The following is a 15,320-nucleotide window of genomic DNA, read 5'->3' as shown; positions in this document are numbered from 1 at the left end:
GTCGCCCGCGTTCATCCAGCTCTTCGACCAGACTTCGATACTTAGACCGAAGCCAGCACACAATGGTCTCGTCTCTCATCCCTGCTCTTGTGCAGAGGCTCTCCACTCCGGTCAATCACTATTGCGGTAAGTTGTTTCCTGCCACCGCCTAAACAACTCCTAGGTGGCTACAAGGTCGATCTTCTCATAACTGACATTCGATTAGAAAACGATGATGATGAAAAGGATGTGAGCGGGCTGACCTTGGCTAAAGCGTTTCCCCTTTCAATTCCGAAGATTATTCTGACTGGATTCCCAAGCGTCAATCTAGTCAGGGAGGCATTTCGTGACAGCGCTGCAGTGGATTTTGTGGCAAAGTCGGAGGGGGATGAGGAACTGCTAAAAGCTATTCACTCCTCTCTTCTACGGAATGTATTTGTTGTCCATGGTCATGATGAAGGAACGTTACAGACCATCACTGGGTTCCTTGAAAAGCTTGGATTGTTTCCCGTGGTATTACGGGATCTCCCGAATCGTGGTCAAACTGTCATTCAAAAGCTTGAAGATGCTACAAATGTAGCTTTTGCAGTTGTTCTGTTGACACCAGATGATTTTGGAGGAGCACAAGGAGATACGCAATCAACTGCAAGGGCACGGGAAAATGTCATCTTTGAGCTCGGTTATTTTGTAGCGAAACTTGGCAGCCGGAAAGTCTGTGCTCTTCATAAAGCTAGCACTAGTATTCCTTCCGATTATCAAGGCGTGTTGTATATATCAATCGACATCGCAGATGGAACCAGTTGGCAATTAAGTCTTGCCAGAGAGATGAAAGCTGCAGGATTAAATATCGATCTGAATAGACTGGCTTGAGGAGTTCCGCTTGTGGTTCGACCTTGTATCCTGATTGCCGATAATGACTCTGATTTTCTTGATACCCGTGCGGAGTTTTTCGACGATCATTACGATGTAGTAAAAGCATACTCTGTCGAAGAAGCTCGCGTTCGTCTTCAAACGAGTTGGGTACACTTAGCTATTCTTGACCTACGGCTCACTGACGATGACGATGGGGAAGATAAGAGTGGCTTAATGCTTGCTCGGGAAGCGCCAAGTTCGACTCCTAAGATCATCTTGACTGGATATCCTACTGCGAGTCTCGTCAGAGAGGCGTTCCGAGACATTGCCGTTGTGGATTTTCTCTACAAAACAGAGGGGCCGGAAGCCATGCTCCAAGCTGTAGAGAATGCGTTTGCCAACCACGTTCGTATCAATTGGGAGCTCAACATTCAGTTCAATAATCGAGAACTCGGCTCATTTGTCCATCTCGTATCGTTGGTAGAACCTCAACTCGAAAGAGCATATCTGAGCAATCGAACCGAGGAATTGACTGATCTCTTTCGTCGCCTCTTCTTTGAAAAGCAGAAGATTCGCATTACCCGCTTGCTGTGGAAGAAGGATGATCGTATCGCGCTCTCTGTCTTTGCGTTCAAAGAAGAGGCTCCGCAAGAAGCTTTTGTTGTAGTCTGCGGAGCAAATGCCACGGTCAAAACTGAAGTGCAGAACTATAGAAACGCCGCACCGAAAGCATCGGACAATCTGAACACTAGTCTCAGCATGACTGCCGAGACTACGCATTTCGCGGCAAATGCCTATTTGCTGGCTGGAGCGAACCTCGAAGCGGTGCAAAGTCTAAAAGCCTTGTTTCGGGTGGATTCGGAAAAGCCTCTCCAAGCTGCGTTAACGTCGATATTGCAGAAAACGCTCCCTGCATGGCATCAAACGCAGAGCTTTCGTAAAGATGGAAAGCGTCTGGCTACAGTCTACCGTGAAGGAGTTTCATGGCCTCAAACGAGCCTTAGGCAAATGGACCTTAAGAGACGAGTGGATGCGCTTCTTTCTCAGTTCTCAGTGCAAAACGCTTTACAGGGTGTACAACTCGATCGTTCTTCCGGATCGTTAAACGTTCAGTTTTACGAGCAAAAATATACGTACCCAGATCCTCTGCCGTTTTTCTTTCAGGATTTTGATCTTGAACAACCAGTGTTGTTGATAAACACACCGGGAGAACTGTCTGGAGACAACATTCTCGTTGATGTCGAAGGACGCATTTGGTTAACAGATTTTGCTCATGCGGGGAAAGCGCCGGTTCTGTGGAACTCTATTACGCTTGAAGCTGCTCTGCGATTTGACTGGTTAGAAACTGTACCTTTTCAGTGGTGTCATGCCCTCGAGCAACGTCTCACTAATGGAGATTTCGCTCGTTTGGATACAACAGACCTGGAGGCACCGGTACGGAAGGTGGTAGGTGCAGTCCAACTTATCCGAAAGGCCGCGGCTCCGACAGTAGGGAGTGATCCATCATCATATCATCTAGAAATGTTGTTTCAGGCAACGAGTCGCCTTCTACAATATGACCAATCACTTCTAATGACTGCAAATGAATTAGCCCGCTTTGTTCACGTCCTTGTGGCTGCGTCCATGTTATGCAGTAAACTTAGTTCTGCAAAAGTGAAGGAAAAATCCGGCATTCAGATCGACAAGAGTAAAAAGGTTGTGATGATAGAGGGCTTTCCGATTCGCCTTTCTCCAAAGGCCTATGAACTTCTTTTAACTCTTTACGAACATGCCAATCGACTTTGTGAGCGGAAGGACATATTCGAGCGTGTCTTTGAATTGAAATATGACGAGACGAATACAAGTCTTGGTGGACGGCTAGACACGGCGATCCGTCGTCTGCGGGAGAAAATTGAAATAGACCCTAGTCATCCTCAATACATCCTTACTGAAGAAAGAGGTTACCGGCTTATTCCACGTCCAAATAACAGCTAGTTCCTTTTGACGAGACGCTGTTGTGTTTGTTTTGCTTCGTGCTACTAGATCAAGAGGAGTATTTCTGTGGGGGACTCGTGTTATGACCGGAACCATTAAGAAGATTCTGAAGGACAAAGGCTTCGGATTTATTACCTCTGACGATGGCGGTGAGGATGTGTTTTTTAACCGTTCGCGACTCGCCCCGAAACTCTACTGGGAAGACCTGCGTGAAGGCGATGATGTTGAGTTTCAGGTCCGTCCAGGTGAGAAGGGACCGCAGGCGTTTAATGTGAAGGTCCGGTAATGGTAAAGGCGCAGCATGTTGCGCCTTTACGACGAATTTCTTGCCGCAGCAATCCGATCTAACTGCGCCAACGCTTCAAGCGCTCGGGTTTCGTACTTCTCGCGTAATATCCGATAATCTTCGTCGGTGAGCTTACCCATCTGTTGATCGAACTCTGCTTCTTTGATTGCACTATAAGCGTCGGCCTTTTGTTTTTCCCAACGCACGGTTTCGTCTTCTGGTTCAGGCAGAGGAGCTTGTTCTGCACTATAAGAGAAAAGCGGAGCAGAGACCGCTAAGGCAACCGCGCTGACTAATAAAAGGCCAAGCAGGTAAAGTACAAAGGTCATGGTCTAGAGTCCAAGGTCTAAGGTCCAAAGTCTAAGCAAACATTAGGAATCAAACGTTTCCAACTCTTTCTTTAAGCGATCGCGATATTGATCGGTTTGCGGATCTGTCGGGGTTTTCTCTGGGGCAGCTTGTCGTGCTCGCTGACGCGACCAGCGCAGGCTGACAAGACCAACAGCCACTCCGCCAACGATCAGCGCCAAAAACGGAGTGATCCACGCTGCCAGATTGAACCCTACCGTCGTTGGGGCGGACAACACTTTTTCTCCATATTTAGTGACAAAGGATTGGAGGATCGTTTCTTTCGCTACACCTTGACCAAATTGTTCAACAATCGTTTGCTTGGCAGGAACGGCAAAACTGCACTGTAAGTGATTGCAACTATGAACCGTCAAGCCACATGAACATTGGCACGTGAGCGATTCCTCAACTTCGGTAGGGTTAACCGTTGTTTGAGCGGAGGCGGGAAGAGAGAGGAAAAAAATTACCGAAATAACCCTGATTATACGTCCCATTGCGGCTTCTTTTTCTCGTTGGATTTTAGAGTCTAGACCATGGACTCTAGACTCTAGACTTCTTCCTTAATCCGTCATCACTTCACTGCCACTGCTTGCCGGTATTCGTGCTTGGGCAAAGGCTTGCCGTTCGGCTGGACTCGGCATCATGGTGACACAGGTGCCCAGCACCAAAATAATCCCACCAATCCAAATCCACGAAAGCAGCGGGTTCACAAAAACCTGTAACGTCGCCAATTGTGAGGGGGCATCATAGCTTCCAAGAACCACGTAGAGATCTTCACGCAGTGTCTGACGAAGCGCGACTTCCGTGGTGGGCTGGTTCTGTCGTTTGTAGAGTCGCTTTTCTGGATGCATGGTATCGATTTGCTGTCCCTCGACTGAAACAGCAACTACTGCGGCTTGGATAGCCACGTGATCGTCTTCACTATTCTTGATGCCCTCATACTTGAGGGTGTAACGGCCAGCTTCCATCGTTTCACCAGGCTTCAAGGAAATCTGCTTTTCAATCTTGAAAAATGAGGAGCCAGCAATACCAATAAAAATGAGGACAACCCCGATGTGAACGATATAGCCACCATAGCGTCGCGGATTTTTACTAACCAAACGACCAAACGCTTGGGGAGAACTCTCATGCAAAATTGTTTGGCGTGCACGGGTGCCACGGAAAAACTCTGAGAAAATGGCTCCTGCGACAAACCCGCACAACGACAAGATGACGATAGCGTAGTAGTTGCGATAGCCGAAAACAAAAAAGAGGGCGCCGAACAACACTCCTGCAATCAATGGGATAGTGAAATTGCGTTGCAAGCTTTTGGCACTTGCCCGCCGCCAGGCGATGACGGGGCCGATACCAGTCAGCAACAGCAGCAAGACTCCAAGTGGCCCATTCACTTTGTTGAAAAATGGCGGACCAACCGTGATCTTCACGCCGCGTACCCATTCCGACAGCACCGGGAACACCGTCCCCCAGAAGGTCGCAAACGCTAACCCAACTAACACCCAGTTATTTAACAGAAATGCGGCTTCGCGCGAGAGGAGAGAATCAAGTTCATTTTCGCTCTTCAACTCGGGAAGGCGATAGAATAACAGTCCGAGCGAGACGACGAGCGTAAGGATCAGGAACGCCATGAAGTACGGACCAAGGCCAGATTGGGTGAATGAGTGCACCGATGAGATGACACCACTGCGAGTGAGAAAGGTGCCAAAGATGGTTAATGCAAAGGTAAGGATAACCAGGACCATATTCCACACCTTCAGCATATTTTTCTTTTCTTGAATCATAACGGAGTGAAGATACGCTGACGCGGTAAACCACGGCATAATTGCTGCGTTCTCCACTGGGTCCCAGGCCCAATATCCACCCCAGCCGAGTACTTCATACGCCCAGCGCCCACCAAGCAGGTTGCCGATGGACAGGAAGAACCATGATGTCAGTGCCCAACGTCGGGTAGTGCGAATCCACACATCGCCGAGCTTACCGGTGACCAGGGCTGCAATCGCGAATGCAAATGGTACCGAGGCACTGACGTACCCGAGGTACAACGATGGTGGATGCAATGTCATCCAGTAATTTTGTAACAACGGGTTAAGATCCGAGCCTTCTTTGGGTGTGAACGAGAGCCGTTCAAACGGTGGGGTGATGAAATTGAGCATGCCGAGAAAGAACAGTGTGATGACCATAAGGGTGGCCGTCACATAGGGCATGAGTTCACGATTCTTGTTGCGGTTCTGGAGGAGAACGATTGTCGAAAAGATCGTCAGAATAAAGGTCCAAAAGAGCAGCGAGCCTTTCTGTCCGCCCCAGAGCGAAGCGACCGTGTATTGGACTGGAAGCGTTGAGCTAGAGTAGGAAGAGACGTATTCGACGTTGAAGTCGTGCGTCAGCAGGGCATTGAGAAGCGCGATAACTGCGATCACCACGCAACCAAATACAGCATGGGCTGCATTGGTAGCGCTTGCGATCCACATTTCTCGTCGCGAGATCGCTCCCCACACGCTCATACAGATCGAATAAGTAGCAAGAACAAAGGCCAGTGCGAGTGCTAAAGTTCCAAGGTGTGTCATAGTGAGTCCAGAGTCCGGCGTCCAGGGTCTGAAGTCAAAACAAAGAAGTTCTCCGAGAAAGCCACTACGCGAGCAATGACGAAGGGGCGTCGACTCCTACTAGTTAACCGCTTTCTTTTCACCCGCCCCCGACTCCTGAGCCCTATCTCCTGCTTTCTCTGCTTCATACTTTGATGGGCAACTCGTCATGATGGTCTTGGCTTCAAGGATGTTTTCATGACTGTAGCGACCTTCAACGATCACATCGCGTCCTTCGGCGAACATGTCCGGTAATATACCCTGATAGTGAACCGGTACGGCCTGAGCAGGTTCACCTTCCTTGAAGGAGCCGAGGAGGAACTGCAAGCGTAAATCCTTCGGATCCCAATTCATTGATCCTGTTCCCACTCGTCCAGCAACGCGAACCCCTTCATTGGTTAACGTCGCCTTTTTCGTGGTGAATTCTTCAATGGTCAGGTAGTACAAACTGGTCTCGCGGATACTCGTGTACATCAGGTACCCGACCGCTCCAACAATGAGTGCGATTCCAATGAGAAATTGTCTCTGTTTAGACATAAGTAAACTCACAGGTACCCTTTTTCTTTTCTCCGTGCAAGAAAGGGAGGTGCCTTCTCTCTCATCTACTGTCAAAAAAGTAACTCTCATTATCCTATTGAGAAGAGAAACAAGGGGAATCTCTGACTGCATAATATACGAAAATGCGCAATCTTAAGAAGAATCAAAGGAATTGATTGACTTTCGCTGATGCATTCTATATTTGGGGAGGACCTACAAACCCTGTATTAAATGCTAAGTCGGCAGTATGTTCGAATCTCTTGGCGAAAAGCTTGAGTCTGTGTTCCGTCGCCTACGCGGCCACGGCAAGATCACAGAAAAAAATATCGAGGACGCCTTGCGCGAAGTGCGCCTGGCGCTGCTCGAAGCTGATGTTAACTTCGAGGTTGTTAAAGACTTCATCGACCGAGTCAAAGGGCAAGCCCTCGGACAGGAAGTACTGGCAAGCCTCACCCCTGAACAGCACTTTATCAAGATCGTTCATAGCGAACTCGTCGCTCTGTTAGGGGGAGAGCGAACAGAGTTGAACTTGTCTGCGGCACCCCCCGTAGTTCTCATGTTGGTTGGGCTGAATGGTTCTGGCAAGACGACAACCTCAGGCAAGCTCGCTCGTTATTTGAAAACCGAGTTGAAACGGTCACCGTATCTGGTGCCGGCAGATACGTATCGCCCTGCGGCAATCGATCAGTTGCAGATTATCGCCAAAGATATCGGTATCCCTGTGCACCCTACGCCGCAGGATGGTTCTGCTGGTGATCCTGTTGCTATTGCCAAAGCTGGGGTTGAAGCTGCCCGCCGCCAAGCGTGTGATGTGGTGATTATCGATACGGCTGGCCGGTTGCAAATCGATGACGAGTTGATGACTGAACTGGAACGGATGCGGTCCACAGTCGATCCTCACCAGGTCCTTTTGGTCGCCGACGCCATGACTGGCCAAGAGGCGGTAAATGTTGCGAGCGGCTTTCATGCACGGATAGCCCTTGACGGCGTTATCCTTACCAAGGTAGAGGGAGATGCGCGTGGTGGTGCCGCACTCTCGCTCCGCTCTGTGACTGGGAAACCGATCCTGTTTGTCGGAGTCGGTGAGAAACTTGATGCGTTAGAGGCGTTCTATCCAGACCGAGCTGCTTCTCGTATTCTCGGCATGGGTGACATGTTGTCACTCATTGAGAAGGCTGAGAAACTCTATGATCAGAAGCAAGCTGAGGCGCTGGAAAAGAAGCTGCGGAAGAATCAGTTCACGTTAGAGGATTTTCAAGATCAGTTACGCATGTTGAAGAAAATGGGGTCCATGACTGATCTTGTGGCAATGCTTCCTGGTGGGAAGAAACTCATGCAGGGAGCAGATATGAATGCTGCAGAGAAGGAATTTAAGCGGATCGAGGCGATCATCAGTTCAATGACGCGAGAGGAGCGGCAGAAACCAGAAATCCTCAACGGTGGTCGCCGGCGACGGATAGCGAATGGAAGTGGAACGTCTGTGAATGACGTCAATCGTTTCCTCAAGCAATATCTTGACGCCAAAAAAATGATGAGAAAATTTACCCAAATGGGAGCAAAAGGAAAATTGGGCAAGTGGTTCTAGTCTCTATTTGGGAGAATGGATAACGGCAGGATGGTAAAAATTCGATTGGCCCGTCATGGAGCAAAGAAGAAGCCTTTTTATCGTATCGTAGTGGCCGATGCTCGTTCGCCACGCGATGGACGGTACATTGAACTCATTGGTACCTACGATCCGATGCAGAATCCGGCGGGGGTGCAAATTAAGAAGGAAAAGCTCGAGAAGTGGCTACAGAATGGAGCGCAACCAACTGACACTGTTGCTCGACTCATTAAGAAAGTGTCGCAAGCAACAGCTGCCTAACCTCGAAGCTGGTGGGGGGGGGAATGCAATGAAAGAACTTGTCATATACTTGGCCAAAGCCCTGGTAAACCATCCTGATGAGGTTGAGGTGAAGGAGATTCAAGGCGAAACCGCTGCGATTCTCGAACTCAGGGTGGCGAAAGATGACCTTGGCCGGATTATTGGAAAACAGGGGCGTACCGCCAAATCGATTCGCACGTTGTTGAATGCGGTTGCCTCACGAACCAATCGTAAAGTTGTCCTCGAAATCGTCGAAGAAAAGTAACCTTACTGACTCAGCGCGGTTAATCCCGTTGGGTCGGGTGGTGAACACTCATGGCGTACGTGGGGAGGTTCGCTTTCTTCCCTACACTTTCCCCTGTCAGACTGTGGTCAAGGGACTAACGGTCTTTCTTCAGGAGAAAGATGGTGCAGCACAGCCATACCGGGTTGTGAGCCTACGCCCGCACCGGCCTTTCGTGCTGTTAAAATTTGCGACGATAGACTCACTAGAACAAGCAGAATGCCTGCGTGACCAGGTCCTGGCAGTGGACGAGTCTGTCTTACCGCCAGCGCATGAAGGGGAATTTTACTATTATCAGGTCATCGGACTTCCGGTGCGCACTACTGCTGGTCGGGAGATCGGAGTGATCTCGCAAGTTTTTTTCTCTGGCGGACATGATATCTGGGTTGTCCAAGCGGGAGAAAAAGAATACCTCATTCCGGTGACTGAAGAGATCGTTCGGCTTCTCGATATACCTGGAAAACAGATTGTGATTGAGCCGATGGCCGGGTTGTTGGATTAAGATCAAGCAACAACAGATTGACGTATCGGAAAGCCACCCTGAGCCCTTCGACTGCGCTCAGGATAAACTCCGCGAAGGGTCTCTCAGAAGGATTCTTCGCTCCATTCAGGATGACACAATCGTTTGGTCGCGTTATACAGTCATCCACTGCTGTGTTTTCCCCAGGTAGACTCACCCCATGCAATTTCACGTTTTGACAATTTTCCCCGAGATGTTTGCTTCCCCCTTATCGGCTAGCCTGCTCAAAAAAGCGCAAGAGAAGGGAATCCTGTCCTGCACGGTGCATAATCTGCGCGACTACGCCACTGGAAAACATCGCACGGTCGATGATACGCCCTACGGTGGGGGGCAGGGCATGGTCATGAAACCTGAACCTGTGGTTGCCGCTCTTGAAGGGGTTTGCCAGTCACTGTCGCAGCCGTGGCGCATTTTTCTTTCTCCCCAGGGAAAAACCTTGACGCAAGCGAAGGTGATGGAACTCGCGCAACGAGAAACACTGGTACTGCTGTGCGGGCGTTATGAAGGGGTGGATGAACGTATTCGCTTGTTTGTCGATGAAGAGATTTCCATTGGTGATTATATCCTCAGTGGCGGAGAGATGGCGGCCTTGGTGGTCATCGATGCCGTCGCACGCCTCATTCCTGGGGTGGTTGGTCGACAGGAGTCGGTAGCCGATGAATCGTTTAGTCACGGATTGTTAGAATACCCACAGTACACTCGACCGGAAGAGTTCCGCGGGATATTGGTGCCAGAAGTGCTGTTGTCTGGTCATCATGCGGAGATCGCTACCTGGCGGCGTCAGCAATCATTACTACGAACCCTGGAACAACGTCCTGACTTGCTCGCGACGGCAGACATCACTGAAGAGGAACGGCGGTGGCTGGAGCAATTCAAGACAGGAAAGCGGAGTCAGTAGGGAAGAGCAAGAATGAATGCAGAACGCGGAACGATGAACGGCAAACAAGGAATTCCAAGGACGTTTTCATTCATCTTTCATCATTCATCATTTTCCCCTATAACAAGCCCCAAGCCGCTAGTCCCTAGTCCCATTTAAGACCATGGCCGACATCTACATCGCCCTTGTCCACTACCCGGTGTACGACCGCGACCACAAAGTGGTGACAACCTCGATCACCAACATGGATATTCATGACATTGCCCGGTCAGCACGGACGTATGGCGTGAAGCGTTACTTTGTCGTGACTCCGACACGGACCCTGCGGTTACTAGCACAAAAGATTCTCGATCACTGGGAACGTGGCTACGGCAGCACTTACAATGAAACCCGCAAAGATGCCCTCTCATTGGTGGCCTTGGCTGATGACATTGATGCGACGGTACAGATGATTCAGAAAGACACTGGAGAAACACCGCGATTAGTGGCGACGTCGGCACGTGCTGGAGCACGACGAATTGCGTTTGCCGAGATCCGTGAGAAAGTGGCAGCATCAGGCCAGCCACTCCTCTTCTTGTTTGGCACTGGTTGGGGATTGACCGAAGCGGTGCTTGACCGGGCCGATTATATTCTCGAACCAATACGAGGAGTTACCGACTATAATCATCTCTCGGTGCGTGCCGCCGCGGCTATCCTGCTTGACCGTCTTCGGGGGGAACGGTAAGAAAGGCCTAGCTATTAGCTTTCGGCCATCAGCTTTCAACAAAAGATAGCGGCTAGATTTGGGGACCGAAAAGATAAAGAGCAGCTCCTTTGTCTTGACCTCCAGGCCGTACTCTTCTCATTTCTGGCCGTCCGAGCTGATAGCTGAATGCTGATCGCTTGGAGGCTAAGGATGAACCCCATTATTGCAGATATTGAAAAAGCCCAATGTCGCACCGACATTCCGAAATTTAAGCCGGGAGATACTGTCCGTGTCCATGCCAAAATTATCGAGGGTGATAAGGAACGTATCCAGGTGTTCGAAGGTGTGGTGATCGCACGATCAAATTCTGGTAGCCGTGCGTCGTTTACTGTCCGCAAGATTTCCTATGGCGTGGGTGTCGAGCGTGTCTTTCCGCTGCATTCCCCCCGCATCGACAAAGTTGAAGTCACGACTATCGGTCGTGTCCGGCGTGCGAAGCTCTATTACTTGCGTAATCTGTCTGGAAAAGCTGCACGCATCAAAGGGGAACGAGTCGTGCCAACCAGCGGTGCTTCCGAAACTCCTGAAGCAGCGCCAGCCGAGACGGCACCGGCGCAGTCGTAAGGTTGCAGACCTCTTTGTAGAGACGCCGCGCCGAGGTGTCTCTACACGAAGGGGGATGATTCCTCAATCCGCGTTTCAAACAGAATTATTGTCTTCCTTCATTTCCCCTTCGGCTGCCCCCGTTCTCTGCCCCCGTTCCCACCACGCCAAGCCAATAATGACCGCAGCCAGTGACACCAACGTTGCATACCCATACGCTGCTGAAGAGTACGTAATCAGTTCGTCGAAGCGGCCAATCAAGAGCGACATGCGTGCCATCACAGTGTAGCCAAACGCAGCCCCGAACGAGACCATCAAAAAGTAAATGCCGATCCGTGCCACTCGCCGCACTGCGCCAGTGTGTTCAATCGAGAAGAAGAAATAAAAGAGCACACTCACGACACCAACGAGAATCAGCAGTGAATTGAGATTCGCCAGTGTGAATAGCCAACTATTTTCACTGACGGTGATGAGTGGCTTCATCGTCCCTTGCACCTGCTGCAAAATGAAAGAAGAGATGATGCGGGGAATGGCGATACCAGAGCTCATGCCCAGGACGAAAGCAAAGGTAATACGGCTCATCCACGATAGCCGGGGAATCACATGCGCTAACATCATGAACCCTAACAGCGTTGGGATGATCAGCCAGCCGTTGCCTTGATAGACCATCGGCGTGTAGAGCTTTTTCACTATCACTTCGTAATGCGTAATGGTCAGGAGATAACCGACGGACACGCCAACAAATATATGCTCAGCCAACTTGAAGAATGGATTGTCTTTGTAGAGAAAGGTGTAGGTGAACAGACTCAAGCCCACAGCAATCCATACCCCGCAGAGTAGAGATGTACTCATCATCGTCCTCCTCTCGTATGGCGAGTGAGAAAATACACGCTGTTACACAGGGCAAGAAGGGCAATGATGAGAAAGTGAGTCGCCGATTGTGCATCCATCCCCGCGACCGCTTTTCCTTCTTGTCCTAAGAGAATTTCATACTCAGCGGCTCCACGAAGGCCGCTGAGGAGACCGTTAATCTGCCCGGTGTGCAGCAAGGGGTAGAAACGGGGAGCACTGACTGCCGTACAACCGCCACCAAGTTCAAACCCATGCTTTTCTTTGCCATACACATACCAGGTGTCGATCCCAGGGAACCCCACAGTCAGGCTGATCACATAGGGAATATCACGCAGAGAGCGGATCTTCGCGAGCAAGGGGATGTCGCTGATCTTGGTGCCGTAGTAATCGGTTGGAAATGCCGCATGAAAATCTTGTCCCATGCTGATAATCGCGTTCGAGTCACCAGGAGCATATCCCAGGTACACGTAATCTGCGCCCCGTTGTTTCCCGCGTTCGTGGGCAACTTGGGCCAACAGCGATTCTGCAAGTCCAGTCCCTGCGGGCCACAGGGTCATGCCTAAGACTTTGAGCTCACGTTGGAACGCATGTCGTAACAGTGCAATCGCCATCGGTGCCAGTTCTGGTTTTCCACCGGGTTCGAAGTCAAAAGATAGGAGTACCAGCGTGCCTGATGGCAGCTGTTCCATGTAATCATAGACTTTCTGCACTTCTGGTGACACACGAATCGGCAGACCGATGGGATACAGCAACGGTAGCAGCGTCGCTAAGCCGACCAGGAGAAAGATGATCCGGCGATCGAGGCGAAGAAGGCGCAGAGCTAATGCGTACATAAATTTTACGTCCGGCCGCCGAAGTCACAGGAGCTTCTGGTTTCTCGTTTCATGTTTTGGGTTTCATGTTTCACGAAACACGAGCTCGTCTTTCCTAAAGACTGTTGCTTCTTACTCTTTTCCCTGCCCGAGATACGACCGTTCAATCCCACAAATAATCTTGATCGAGGTGGCGATACCACCGAGGCTGACGCCAATGAGAATGCCGCGTTGCGCCGCAGTGTTAGGAACACTCATGATCCAGTCAGAGATCTGACCAACACCCGAGAGAATGTATTCACCAAGCGGGACACGACCGAACATCACCAAAACGGCGGCGAGCAATAAGATAGCTGACTCAATCGTGCGGGCGCGGAATGCCCGATACGCAGCCGAGGCAATGAAGAATGCTAGTAGTGAAAACATCGTACCCTGCAGCGCGACCATCACATAATCATACAACCAACCAAAGATGGTGCCTTCGGTCTTCCCCTCGGACCAGATTCCTGCGCCGAGCATGGCGAACATGGAGACATACATGACGGCACTGTATCCCCACCCGGCTTCTCGGCGCCTGATCTTCAGCGTATGTGTCTGAAGCAAGCTGGCTGCGCCAAGAATAAGGGCAAACCCAGCAATGATTTGATTCCACACCGACAACTCGCTGAGTAGGGATTCCGACGCTGGATGGGGAACATAGTATTGTACGGTTAACAGTACACCGAAAAAAAACGTAATCGCGACCGGAAGAGAACGTGTCCAGAACGTCACAGGCGGCTCCTATTTGAAATCACTAAACAACTGGAGAATAGTGCGAACGATGGGGATCTGGAAAAGGTCACCAATGGTGATGAGCGCTGTTCCAAGCAGCAAAACCCCAAGCAGCACACCTTTTCCCAGGTCTTGTCCACGCAACGCGCCGACCAGGGCGGGTTCCCGTGAGAGATAGGCACTGGCGGCATAGAGTTCTTCGCCGATCAAGGTGTAATCACACGAGGCGATAAAGAACGGCAGCTGGGCTTCGGCATCGGTGCCGGCAATCTGAATTGCGCCTGTCGCCGTGCCGGTTTCGGCAAGCAAGAGAGATTCCGCATAATAGTATCCCATGAAAAAATTCGCTGCTGGTTTTTCTCGTAACATGATGCCATCAACGGCTGCGGTGTAGGCAAACTGGTCACGCGTAATGAAAAAGTTGGTGTCGTCTCTGTAGGCATCCGGTCGTCCGGCGAGGAGGTACGATTCGTGAACGATTTCTTGACAGATGGCCATGACGATCGCTGCTCGGTGCGGAACTTTTAGTTCCGATCCATACGCAGCGACTCGTTTTGCTACTTCGCCAAGGATGATCGTGGATGCGATCGTCGAGAGGTTTGAGGGGTCGCCGCTGCCATTCAGCTCGCCGCTGCCTGTGAGGTACAGCACTGGTTTGCCCATTTCTGTCGCGCGTCCCACTGCCTCTTCGACGGCATCGAGTCCAGGAATACGACGCAAGAAAATGTTGGGGTTGCTTCGCGCACGACGAATGGAAAATAAGACAACTCCACCAAAGGCAAGCATCAGTATCAGGTTGTTCAGTTTTGACCAATTGAACAGGTTGGCTTGCGGAGTGACAAGGACAACTCGGCTTTCTAGGCTATATTGTCCATCAGTGAGGACAATTTGGAAGAGGTAGGGGTTGCCGTTTATCAACGGGAGGTCTGTGCTTGATTTCACTTGAAAGAAGTGAACGTCCTTTCGCTTCTCACCCCACACCCACCACGGACCAGGGATGTCAGTTTCATAATGTTTGTTGGCTGGCAGTTCGGCGATTGGTCTAAAACGGCCAGTTTCTGGATCACTGACGAGAACTCGATAAACAGAGCCAGGAACTTCTGGAAATTCTTGACTCCGCAAAAGCTTAGCAACCGCTTCAACGCGAGCAGCGAAAGAAATATCGTACCCTCTCGAGGAGACACCCCTGCCTCTGATTATCCAGTGGAGACTAATACTACTGCCATCATCGCCTGGTATATCGAATGCCTCTATATGTAAGTTGACAGGTTCTCTTATGTCGTCTTGGGCAATAGAGGTCAGTGGATAAGAAAGCAGGAGAGACAAGAACCAGATAAGAAGAACACAAATTGCTTCATTTGGTGGAAATCTACAGGGCCTGGGAAACCGTGTCATTGCGAGGAGCGGTAAGCGATGAAGCAATCTCTGTGGAAAACAAAGATTGCTTCGCGGAGCCTGTCCTGAGCAAAGTCGAAGGGCTCGCGATGACCCAAGGCGA

The 15,320-nt window shown here is 50.4% G+C and carries 18 protein-coding genes; 10 read left to right on the top strand and 8 right to left on the bottom strand.

The features are described from left to right. Positions 1–81: 81 nt before the first annotated feature. The 3 genes from FJ147_12265 to FJ147_12255 all read left to right on the top strand — a co-directional run bounded on the left by FJ147_12265 (position 82) and on the right by FJ147_12255 (position 3,091). Positions 82–849, top strand: a complete 768-nt coding sequence (locus FJ147_12265; GenBank protein ID MBM4256656.1) for a hypothetical protein — start codon at positions 82–84, stop codon at positions 847–849. A 12-nt stretch (positions 850–861) separates the two neighbouring features. Continuing rightward, entirely contained in the window at positions 862–2,805 is a 1,944-nt protein-coding gene (locus FJ147_12260) for a DNA-binding response regulator (GenBank protein MBM4256655.1), read from the top strand. An 82-nt stretch (positions 2,806–2,887) separates the two neighbouring features. Beyond that, positions 2,888–3,091 (top strand): cold shock domain-containing protein, encoded by a 204-nt coding sequence (locus tag FJ147_12255; GenBank protein MBM4256654.1) that lies wholly within the window; start codon positions 2,888–2,890, stop codon positions 3,089–3,091. A 26-nt stretch (positions 3,092–3,117) separates the two neighbouring features. Here FJ147_12255 and FJ147_12250 read toward each other — a convergent pair whose 3' ends face one another. From FJ147_12250 to FJ147_12235, 4 genes are all read right to left on the bottom strand, one after another. Next, entirely contained in the window at positions 3,118–3,420 is a 303-nt protein-coding gene (locus tag FJ147_12250) for a hypothetical protein (protein ID MBM4256653.1), read from the bottom strand. A gap of 42 nt (positions 3,421–3,462) precedes the next feature. Beyond that, positions 3,463–3,933 carry a hypothetical protein gene (locus tag FJ147_12245; protein ID MBM4256652.1) on the bottom strand — a complete coding sequence of 157 codons (471 nt, stop codon included), beginning with the start codon at positions 3,931–3,933 and terminating at the stop codon, positions 3,463–3,465. Positions 3,934–3,999: 66 nt separating this feature from the next. Beyond that, positions 4,000–6,000, bottom strand: coding sequence for a heme lyase CcmF/NrfE family subunit (locus FJ147_12240; GenBank protein ID MBM4256651.1), 2,001 nt, complete (start codon positions 5,998–6,000; stop codon positions 4,000–4,002). Positions 6,001–6,099: 99 nt separating this feature from the next. Beyond that, positions 6,100–6,687 (bottom strand): cytochrome c maturation protein CcmE, encoded by a 588-nt coding sequence (locus tag FJ147_12235; GenBank protein ID MBM4256650.1) that lies wholly within the window; start codon positions 6,685–6,687, stop codon positions 6,100–6,102. A gap of 115 nt (positions 6,688–6,802) precedes the next feature. Here FJ147_12235 and FJ147_12230 point away from each other — a divergent pair, with 115 nt between their 5' ends. The 7 genes from FJ147_12230 (at position 6,803) to FJ147_12200 (ending at position 11,408) form a co-directional block, all read left to right on the top strand. Next, on the top strand, positions 6,803–8,140 hold the full coding sequence (locus FJ147_12230) for a signal recognition particle protein (GenBank protein ID MBM4256649.1): 1,338 nt from the start codon (positions 6,803–6,805) through the stop codon (positions 8,138–8,140). Between the two features lie 30 nt (positions 8,141–8,170). Then, on the top strand, positions 8,171–8,419 hold the full coding sequence (gene rpsP, locus FJ147_12225) for a 30S ribosomal protein S16 (protein MBM4256648.1): 249 nt from the start codon (positions 8,171–8,173) through the stop codon (positions 8,417–8,419). A 28-nt stretch (positions 8,420–8,447) separates the two neighbouring features. Beyond that, positions 8,448–8,684 (top strand): KH domain-containing protein, encoded by a 237-nt coding sequence (locus tag FJ147_12220; GenBank protein MBM4256647.1) that lies wholly within the window; start codon positions 8,448–8,450, stop codon positions 8,682–8,684. Then, positions 8,626–9,204 carry a 16S rRNA processing protein RimM gene (gene rimM / locus FJ147_12215; protein MBM4256646.1) on the top strand — a complete coding sequence of 193 codons (579 nt, stop codon included), beginning with the start codon at positions 8,626–8,628 and terminating at the stop codon, positions 9,202–9,204. The genes FJ147_12220 and rimM overlap by 59 nt, the downstream gene beginning before the upstream one ends. 178 nt (positions 9,205–9,382) lie before the next feature. Then, complete coding sequence (gene trmD / locus FJ147_12210) at positions 9,383–10,120, top strand: tRNA (guanosine(37)-N1)-methyltransferase TrmD (protein ID MBM4256645.1); 738 nt, start codon at positions 9,383–9,385, stop codon at positions 10,118–10,120. 142 nt (positions 10,121–10,262) lie between these two features. Beyond that, positions 10,263–10,823, top strand: coding sequence for an RNA methyltransferase (locus FJ147_12205; GenBank protein ID MBM4256644.1), 561 nt, complete (start codon positions 10,263–10,265; stop codon positions 10,821–10,823). Positions 10,824–10,994: 171 nt separating this feature from the next. After that, positions 10,995–11,408 carry a 50S ribosomal protein L19 gene (locus FJ147_12200; protein ID MBM4256643.1) on the top strand — a complete coding sequence of 138 codons (414 nt, stop codon included), beginning with the start codon at positions 10,995–10,997 and terminating at the stop codon, positions 11,406–11,408. Between the two features lie 75 nt (positions 11,409–11,483). Here FJ147_12200 and FJ147_12195 read toward each other — a convergent pair whose 3' ends face one another. From FJ147_12195 to FJ147_12180, 4 genes are all read right to left on the bottom strand, one after another. Next, entirely contained in the window at positions 11,484–12,242 is a 759-nt protein-coding gene (locus FJ147_12195; GenBank protein MBM4256642.1) for a hypothetical protein, read from the bottom strand. Then, positions 12,239–13,072, bottom strand: a complete 834-nt coding sequence (locus tag FJ147_12190; GenBank protein MBM4256641.1) for a hypothetical protein — start codon at positions 13,070–13,072, stop codon at positions 12,239–12,241. Before FJ147_12190 ends, FJ147_12195 begins: the two co-directional genes overlap by 4 nt. Positions 13,073–13,183: 111 nt before the next feature. Continuing rightward, positions 13,184–13,822: a hypothetical protein gene (locus tag FJ147_12185; protein ID MBM4256640.1), complete on the bottom strand. Its 639-nt coding sequence runs from the start codon at positions 13,820–13,822 to the stop codon at positions 13,184–13,186. Positions 13,823–13,831: 9 nt separating this feature from the next. Continuing rightward, complete coding sequence (locus FJ147_12180) at positions 13,832–14,944, bottom strand: hypothetical protein (GenBank protein ID MBM4256639.1); 1,113 nt, start codon at positions 14,942–14,944, stop codon at positions 13,832–13,834. Between the last annotated feature and the right edge of the window lie 376 nt (positions 14,945–15,320).

It is taken from the genome of Deltaproteobacteria bacterium (genome assembly GCA_016874775.1).
Taxonomy (GTDB): domain Bacteria; phylum Desulfobacterota; class Binatia; order Bin18; family Bin18; genus VGTJ01.
Note: the sequence above shows the minus strand (reverse complement) of the source record. Positions and strands in the feature narration are given on the sequence as shown.

Bases quoted from the DNA above. Each gene is read 5' to 3' on its own strand.
- FJ147_12235 (MBM4256650.1), bottom strand. From the start codon at position 6,687: ATGCAGTCAGAGATTCCCCTTGTTTCTCTTCTCAATAGGATAATGAGA.
- rpsP (MBM4256648.1), top strand. From the start codon at position 8,171: ATGGTAAAAATTCGATTGGCCCGTCATGGAGCAAAGAAGAAGCCTTTT.
- FJ147_12200 (MBM4256643.1), top strand. From the start codon at position 10,995: ATGAACCCCATTATTGCAGATATTGAAAAAGCCCAATGTCGCACCGAC.
- FJ147_12240 (MBM4256651.1), bottom strand. From the start codon at position 6,000: ATGACACACCTTGGAACTTTAGCACTCGCACTGGCCTTTGTTCTTGCT.
- FJ147_12230 (MBM4256649.1), top strand. From the start codon at position 6,803: ATGTTCGAATCTCTTGGCGAAAAGCTTGAGTCTGTGTTCCGTCGCCTA.
- FJ147_12220 (MBM4256647.1), top strand. From the start codon at position 8,448: ATGAAAGAACTTGTCATATACTTGGCCAAAGCCCTGGTAAACCATCCT.
- FJ147_12205 (MBM4256644.1), top strand. From the start codon at position 10,263: ATGGCCGACATCTACATCGCCCTTGTCCACTACCCGGTGTACGACCGC.
- FJ147_12245 (MBM4256652.1), bottom strand. From the start codon at position 3,933: ATGGGACGTATAATCAGGGTTATTTCGGTAATTTTTTTCCTCTCTCTT.
- rimM (MBM4256646.1), top strand. From the start codon at position 8,626: ATGCGGTTGCCTCACGAACCAATCGTAAAGTTGTCCTCGAAATCGTCG.
- FJ147_12250 (MBM4256653.1), bottom strand. From the start codon at position 3,420: ATGACCTTTGTACTTTACCTGCTTGGCCTTTTATTAGTCAGCGCGGTT.
- FJ147_12195 (MBM4256642.1), bottom strand. From the start codon at position 12,242: ATGATGAGTACATCTCTACTCTGCGGGGTATGGATTGCTGTGGGCTTG.
- FJ147_12190 (MBM4256641.1), bottom strand. From the start codon at position 13,072: ATGTACGCATTAGCTCTGCGCCTTCTTCGCCTCGATCGCCGGATCATC.
- FJ147_12255 (MBM4256654.1), top strand. From the start codon at position 2,888: ATGACCGGAACCATTAAGAAGATTCTGAAGGACAAAGGCTTCGGATTT.
- trmD (MBM4256645.1), top strand. From the start codon at position 9,383: ATGCAATTTCACGTTTTGACAATTTTCCCCGAGATGTTTGCTTCCCCC.